At 29.3% G+C, this 7,073-nt stretch carries 8 protein-coding genes; 5 read left to right on the top strand and 3 right to left on the bottom strand.

The window, feature by feature from the left end; genetic code table 11:
* From KGF48_RS08890 to KGF48_RS08865, 5 genes are all read left to right on the top strand, one after another.
* Positions 1-404 (top strand): RNA-guided endonuclease TnpB family protein (locus KGF48_RS08890; RefSeq protein ID WP_227867941.1); only part of this gene is annotated, 404 nt, incomplete at its 5' end.
* 99 nt (positions 405-503) lie between these two features.
* Complete coding sequence (locus tag KGF48_RS08885; RefSeq protein WP_227867940.1) at positions 504-1,694, top strand: hypothetical protein; 1,191 nt, start codon at positions 504-506, stop codon at positions 1,692-1,694.
* A gap of 195 nt (positions 1,695-1,889) precedes the next feature.
* Positions 1,890-2,600 carry a LytR/AlgR family response regulator transcription factor gene (locus KGF48_RS08880; protein WP_227841033.1) on the top strand — a complete coding sequence of 237 codons (711 nt, stop codon included), beginning with the start codon at positions 1,890-1,892 and terminating at the stop codon, positions 2,598-2,600.
* A 20-nt stretch (positions 2,601-2,620) separates the two neighbouring features.
* Positions 2,621-3,955, top strand: coding sequence for a GHKL domain-containing protein (locus KGF48_RS20635; RefSeq protein WP_413894792.1), 1,335 nt, complete (start codon positions 2,621-2,623; stop codon positions 3,953-3,955).
* A 295-nt stretch (positions 3,956-4,250) separates the two neighbouring features.
* Positions 4,251-4,634, top strand: coding sequence for a GNAT family N-acetyltransferase (locus tag KGF48_RS08865; protein WP_227841030.1), 384 nt, complete (start codon positions 4,251-4,253; stop codon positions 4,632-4,634).
* A 252-nt stretch (positions 4,635-4,886) separates the two neighbouring features.
* Here KGF48_RS08865 and KGF48_RS08860 read toward each other — a convergent pair whose 3' ends face one another.
* From KGF48_RS08860 to KGF48_RS08850, 3 genes are all read right to left on the bottom strand, one after another.
* On the bottom strand, positions 4,887-5,456 hold the full coding sequence (locus KGF48_RS08860) for a GrpB family protein (protein WP_227841029.1): 570 nt from the start codon (positions 5,454-5,456) through the stop codon (positions 4,887-4,889).
* A gap of 110 nt (positions 5,457-5,566) precedes the next feature.
* The gene (locus tag KGF48_RS08855; RefSeq protein WP_227862028.1) at positions 5,567-6,295 is read right to left on the bottom strand and encodes a HEAT repeat domain-containing protein; all 729 of its coding nucleotides are present in this window, start codon (positions 6,293-6,295) and stop codon (positions 5,567-5,569) included.
* Positions 6,296-6,381: 86 nt separating this feature from the next.
* On the bottom strand, positions 6,382-6,936 hold the full coding sequence (locus tag KGF48_RS08850) for an aminoglycoside 6-adenylyltransferase (protein ID WP_227867939.1): 555 nt from the start codon (positions 6,934-6,936) through the stop codon (positions 6,382-6,384).
* Positions 6,937-7,073 lie beyond the last annotated feature (137 nt).

The raw sequence follows: 7,073 nt of genomic DNA, 5'->3' as shown, positions 1-7,073 counted from the left end.
ATAAAAAACTTTCTGATATTAGATTAAATCATATACACCAAACTACTAATACAATAGTGAAAACCAAGCCTTGTAGAGTAGTAGTAGAAGATTTAAATGTAAGAGGTTTATTGAAAAATAAACACTTGTCTAAATCAATTTCAGAGCAATGTTTTAATAAGTTTATAACTATACTTGAATACAAATGCAAATGGAACAAAATTGAATTTGTTAAAGCAGATAGATTTTATCCAAGTAGTAAAATGTGTTCATGTTGTGGAACTATCAAAAAAGATTTAAAGTTAAAAGATAGGACTTATGTATGTCCTAATGAAAAATGTAATCTTGTGATTGATAGGGATAAAAATGCAAGTATTAATTTAGCAAATTATAAAAGTAATCACAAGTGTGGTTTCTTAAATTAGCATAGAAAATCAAATAGAAAGATTGTGCTAATATGTAGACATTGACGAGGTCGAATTTAAGCCTTTGGACTGCTATATTAAACTAAAGTAGATATTCTTATGAATCTCAAAATAGAGCAGGATGAAAAAGGAAATAAAACTATAAAAAATATAAAGTATTTATATAAATTTATAGAGTTTATACGTCAGTTGGCAGATAAGCATAATGTAAAAATCCAAAACTACATGGAACTTCCTTCTATTGAATTAATTGTAGATGGTACAGAATCAATATTTAATAAAGATAGAACTATTGATAATGTATATATGAAAAAACATTCTTTAGCTATGTTCTTTAATTCTAAGGATTTCTCTAAATTAATTGGTAAACCTATCACTATAAAAAATGGCGAATATCTTGCTGTTGTAAGTAAAGGGAATGAAAGTAGAGATTATGATTTTCCAAAATTTATATCAAGCCCAGCCACAGAAAAAGAAACTCCTTTTAAATACGCTGGAAGACTAATATTTAATGGTTCTTTCTTTCAGAATGCTGGTATGAATGCTTATGTCCTTAGTGAAGATGATTACAACGCATTTACTAAAGATTTATCTATAAACAATTACAATAATTCTGTCCTATTTGATGTAGATAAAGCTACAGATACCTATGCTTTTGCTAGTGATTTAAAGGCAGAGACTATAAAAAGAACACCTAAGGAAATGGGAAAATACACTAGTTATGATGAATATGTGAAAAAACGCTATGAATCAGCTGGTCAAAAATATTTTATGGATGAAGAGTATCCAAGTGGAGAAGGTTCTTTAAAATTAACTCCAGATAATAATCAATTATATCTCCAATGGAAGTACTATCCTAATTTTAAAATTTTACAGAGTCAAGATATGATAAAAAATACGGCAGTATTCTTAATGTTATTTATCTATGTAGGTATCATCTGCTTTACGGCTGTGGGAATCATTGCATATACAAGAGGTGTTACAATAGCAGTAAATCACAAACAGATTTTTATAGACTTAAATCGATTAGGTGCTAACAACGACTATATAAAATTCTGTATTCGCAACCAATTAAAGAAAGTCTTTTCGTACCCTCTTATTACTGGAAGTTTTGTAATATATCTTTTTAACTTTATGATTATGGTAAACAATGATGGTAGAATTGTTCATAGTGAAGTCAATGCTCTTCTGATAAATCTATGTTTGCTAGCGGTTTGTGGGGTTTATATGTACCTTATATATCGGTTGACTTATAAAAAATTCAAAGAAATTATTGGGATTTCAAAATAAGTTTGCTTAAATGATTCTAGATAAGGCTTCTCTGAGTAAGTCTATATAAATTTTATTCGTACGATTCTAGTTAAAACTTATTTAAATAAGATTCTACTTTGCTACCTAGATATATTTCCTCTTTTATATATCTAGGTAGCTCAATTTATTATATACTTAATTATATAAATATAAAACTTGAAAGGAGAATACTCATTGATTTCAATTTGTATTTGTGATGACGAAAAACAACAAAGAAGTATGCTAAACAAAATCATCACAAGAGAAATGGATTTGTGGGGCTATCCCTGCCAGATAAAAGAACACTCAAATGGCGAAAGTCTAATATACAACCTAGAACATGAAAATTATTATATAGACATCATTTTTTTGGATATTGAACTTGGAGAAATTAATGGAGTTGATATAGCAAAAGTCATCCGAAAATACTCAAAAGATACTATAATTATCTTTGTCACAGGTTTTTCTGACTATGTGTTTCATGGATATGATGTAGGAGCTTTAAACTATATCTTAAAACCTTATAAAAGTGAAAAAATATGTGAAGTCTTAAAAGAAGCACTAAAAAAATTAGAACAATGGAAAGAACACTTTATTACAGTTCAGATTGGAACTAACCTTTGTAAAATCAACACAAAAGACATTCTCTACTTCAAAAGTGAATTAAGAAAGTTGACTGTAGTAACCCCTGACAAATCTTTAGAATATTATGGAAAACTAAATGACATGGAGGACATCCTTCCATCTAATTTTATACGTACACATCAGAGATATATTGTCAACCTAAACTATGTAGACAGTGTAAATCAGACGTATGCTAAAGTACAAAATGAAAAAATTCCTATAAGCCGTCAAAAATATCAAGAAGTTGTAGGAAAATTTGCAAGGCATATGCTAGAATCTTAATTTTTAGAAAGGTTTTTCAAATGGATACTTATTCAATAATATCAAACGCTACAATTTATATTACAGTTTTAATTAGCATTTTTATAGCTTTTTTTCTTTATAAGCTAACATCTTATTTTATAGACTTTAGGAAACACTGGATTTTTAAAATAATATTGATTTTGGGTTATTCTATTATCACTCAAATGATAATATGGCTTTCTGACCCTGTAAATATCCTCTTTACACTACTTGGATATTTTATACTCCTTATAGTCTGTAGTAAAAGTAGGTTGATTCCTATAATATCAGTTATAATGATACTCTATCCTATTATAGTTGGTATTAATTTTCTTTTTATAAACAATCCTCTATATAGAGAACTTGTAAGCTCAATTGAGTATACTGCAATACTTTCAATTGTTAAGATAGTTTCTGCCATAATTAAAGCATTTTTATGGTTTTTGATACATTTTTTCTTAAAAAATAGATTAGTTAATATAAAACAGTACCTTACAAATCGTATATGGATTTTTATTGATGTTGTATGTATGTCTTCGTTTTTATCAATACTAATCGCCATTATTTTACCACCTACTAATTTAATTCCTATGGGTAAGGATAATATTATTTTAGGTAACTTGCCTTATGGTACTTATCTAATTATTTTATCTGCAATTATAGCTAATATTGGTGTAATACTTCTTTTAAATCCACTAATTGAAAATGTAAAGATGAAGTTAGAAAATCAATCGAATCATATAAAAGAAGAATATTACGACTTACTAGAGAATCAACAGGTTCAGATACGCAAAATACGACATGACATAAATAACCACTTCCAAATGATTGAATCTTATTTAGAGGTTGAAGATATTGATGGAGCTAAAGATTATTTTACACAATTAAAACTTGGTTTTGGAACTTTAAGTGGTAAGCAGTTTTGTAAAAATCCAGCCCTTAATTCAATTTTAAATCTTCGTCATGCAAAGTTGGAAGAAAATGGTGTTGATGTTCATTTTAATATAGATATAGACAATCACTTTGGTATAGAGCCAATGGATTTATGTACTATTTTTTCAAACTCTTTGGATAATGCCATCGAAGCATCTTTAAAGATTCCCGACTTATCCAATAGAAAAGTGATATTAAAAGCACGTTGTGAAAATGAATATTTTAGTTATTTATTGACAAATAACAAGGTAAATACTATCACTAAAAAACATGGCTTATTTATTTCAGATAAAGATAATAGTAAATCTCATGGATATGGGGTTGAAAATATCAAGGAAATTGTTGATAAGTATAGTGGAGAGTTGAATATTTCTTATACTGATACAGATTTTTCTTTATTTCTTTATATTAGGTTATGTTAGTATTAAGCTGAAAATCATATTATATAATAAGAGGGCAGGACATTGTTTGCACCCATGAAACTATACACCAGCTTTTCAATCTCACTGCCCACATTCTCAAGTTCCACTTGCAGGTCACTGATTGCCAGACAAATTGGACAGGTCATGTCGATGAACGAGAAAACTTCTGAGAAGTTTCAGCAGATAGCGAAAAAGATTATGGATAAGGTGTGAAAATAGAGTTTTGAATGTGATTGTTATTTCATAGCTTGAATGATATAATATTGAAAATAAAAATTTTTTAAGGAGAATAATCATGGAATATATTGTTGATGATTATGAATTGGATGCTAAGGTCTTCCTATCTTTGGCCAACAGTGTTTGGCCTGGCAAATATGATGTTGAAAAAACACAGAAGGCATTGAAAAAAACAATCAATATTACAGCGTATGAAGAAAACCAACTTATTGGGTGCATCAGAATATTATCTGATGGATATTATTTTGGTACAATCACAGAACTGCTGGTTTTACCAGAGTTTCAAAAGAAAGGTATTGGAAGCAAATTGTTAAACCTGGCCAAAGTCCACACACCGACATCACTATACTTCGGTGCACAGCCAGGAGTAGAAGAATTTTATGAAAAGAACGGTTGTCAAAAAGATATGCAATCATATATGATTAAAAAGGAGAGTCTCTAAAGAAAGCCCCCTCCACGTCTATACATGAAATTGAATTGACAAATCCTAATTTGTTAGGAGTATAGTAAAGCCAGTCGAGCCAGCCAACGGTTAAGCCCATTCATTTAAGCCTTGATTGGTTGACTACTCCCCTCTCTAGGAGCATACGATATTTGTTACCAACAACCTGCTTCACTGTCTACATGTACTTCCTTGTAAACTTATCTAAACTTAAATTTAAATATATTAAACTTAAATATGGCAAATAATATCCTAACTATATCTATTAGAATACAATTCCCTAGCCTTTTCAGTAACCTCTTTAACAAAATCTGATTTATTATCTGTATAAGCATCACGATTATGCTCATGTTCCTTCCATAATTTCAACTTAAGACTTTCATATTCCTTCGCAACACTTGGATTATCAATCAAATAATCTCTAAAAAATAATTCATCATTATCCCCTGCACACCTTATATGTAAATGAAAAACTCGTTCTGCAAACCCATCTACTGTATATCCTTTATTAAGTGAAACCCTCTCACCACTTTCAGACATGCAAATATAGCCATTTGACTCAGTTAATTCTTTAATCTTTTGCATGTTGCAGTCAGGCTTTATCTCAATCAATATATCAACAATCGGTTTTGCATAAATTGTATTTACAGAAGTACTTCCAATATGACTTATTCTCACAATTTTTTGCATAGGAAGTAGTTCAGTTAGTCTAGATTCTTCTTCTTCAAACCAATCTTTCCAACATTCCCTATGATTAGTTAAAAATATAGGAAATAGCTCCCATAATTCTTCTAATGTCATATCTGACAGTTGTTTTCTCATAAACCAGTTCTCCCCTTTTAGATTAGTAAATTTAATTGTTCTTTATACAATTTTATTGCTTTTGATTTTATTACTTTCTACGATTTTATTAATTTTGATTTTATTTCTTTCTACAACTTTATCTCTTTTTTAATCTTACTTAGAGAACACTCAGCTTCATTTTTTATTAAATCATTTTTATCACTATATGAAACTTGCTCAAGAATATCTATACTTTCTTGAGTCTTAAAAGAAGAAAGGCTCATTACGCATTTCCAAATAATTAAATCATCTTCCGAATACTTTTCCATTACACTTACAATCTTTTTAAAATAATACTCACTAGCTATTTCTTGATTATAAAATATCATAAATCCTATAGCATCAATTACTTCAGAAATCTTAATCCTATCATCACTCTCTAAAACATCAAACAATGCAGGTAAAACCTCTACATTCATCCTTGCTAAACTTCTCGCAATTATATCCCTTGCCAATGGGTAACTCTTCTTTTTAGAAACCCTGTCTGGCAAATATTTATGTTGATTGTTTCCTATTATTCCAAGGTATTTAATCATCTGTTTTGCAGTATAAGTATTACCCTTTTCAAGGGCATTACAAATCTCAATCTTCGTATATAGCGATTTTTCACCACAAAGCTTTCCTAACAAAAATTCTACAAATTCTTTATTTTCGACTCCATATCTTTTTGACATTAAGTTTATAGAAACTGACCTTTCAACTGCTTTTGATGAATTTGCTAGTTCTAATAACTCTTCATCTGAATAAGATTGAAATTTATTGATATATTCTGCTGTAATAAAACCTCGCTTTATCCAATCTTCATTATTACTTTTCATAAATTAACCTCATATTATTAATAAATTAAATTCCATCTTATAGCTAACAAGTTTTAATTTAACAATTTAATGTTACTTACAACAAGCTAATATACTTTCTTTGCATCTCTCGGCAAACTTCTCACATGCTCCAAAAAACTCCTACTAGCATCTGCTTCCTCCTGGTTGTATTTGTATCCTAATTTTTTGGACACCTCAACAGCAACCTCATCAAACAAATCGCACATTAGTAATGTAGCATTCCATATATTCTCTACTTTCCCATCAGCATATGTACTCAAAAAACGATTATACATGTCTTCCTCTAAAAAATTACACATATATTTTCCAGACTTCCCAACACTGCAAGTATATTGTATCAACCATCCATAAGTTTCATCAAAATTATGATTATTCCCTCTTAGAAAGTCCATTTTTCCTAGCATTTGCATATATAGCCTTGAGCCAAAATAATCAATCCATAACTCATCTTCATAAAAATGTTTTGTTTCTGATACAACATATAAAATATCATAATCCTGAAAAATATCTTTTGGCACATTTTGATTTGTACGAGAGCCATTCATATAAACGGCTCTAATAAGTTCATTTTCTTTTGCTATATTTATAATTAAATCAAGCATTTCTTTTTCAGTACGCACTTTCCACCCCCATGAAACAATCCTGTAAACAAGGTATTATCTGATAAATTTCATATATAATCAAATAAAAAACTACTATTCCTCAAACTTCTTCAAACAAATAGTTGCATAATTTCCAATAGGGGATACTACCCCAA

Source organism: Clostridioides sp. ZZV15-6388, assembly GCF_020657755.1.
Classification (GTDB): Bacteria; Bacillota; Clostridia; order Peptostreptococcales; family Peptostreptococcaceae; genus Clostridioides.
The sequence above is the reverse complement of the archived record's forward strand: the minus strand, read 5'-3'. Positions and strand labels throughout refer to the sequence as shown.

What these genes read in the sequence shown, in the direction of transcription:
- KGF48_RS08885 (WP_227867940.1), top strand. Translation starts at nt 504, where the DNA reads ATGAATCTCAAAATAGAGCAGGATGAAAAAGGAAATAAAACTATAAAA.
- KGF48_RS20635 (WP_413894792.1), top strand. Translation starts at nt 2,621, where the DNA reads ATGGATACTTATTCAATAATATCAAACGCTACAATTTATATTACAGTT.
- KGF48_RS08865 (WP_227841030.1), top strand. Translation starts at nt 4,251, where the DNA reads ATGGAATATATTGTTGATGATTATGAATTGGATGCTAAGGTCTTCCTA.
- KGF48_RS08860 (WP_227841029.1), bottom strand. Translation starts at nt 5,456, where the DNA reads ATGAGAAAACAACTGTCAGATATGACATTAGAAGAATTATGGGAGCTA.
- KGF48_RS08855 (WP_227862028.1), bottom strand. Translation starts at nt 6,295, where the DNA reads ATGAAAAGTAATAATGAAGATTGGATAAAGCGAGGTTTTATTACAGCA.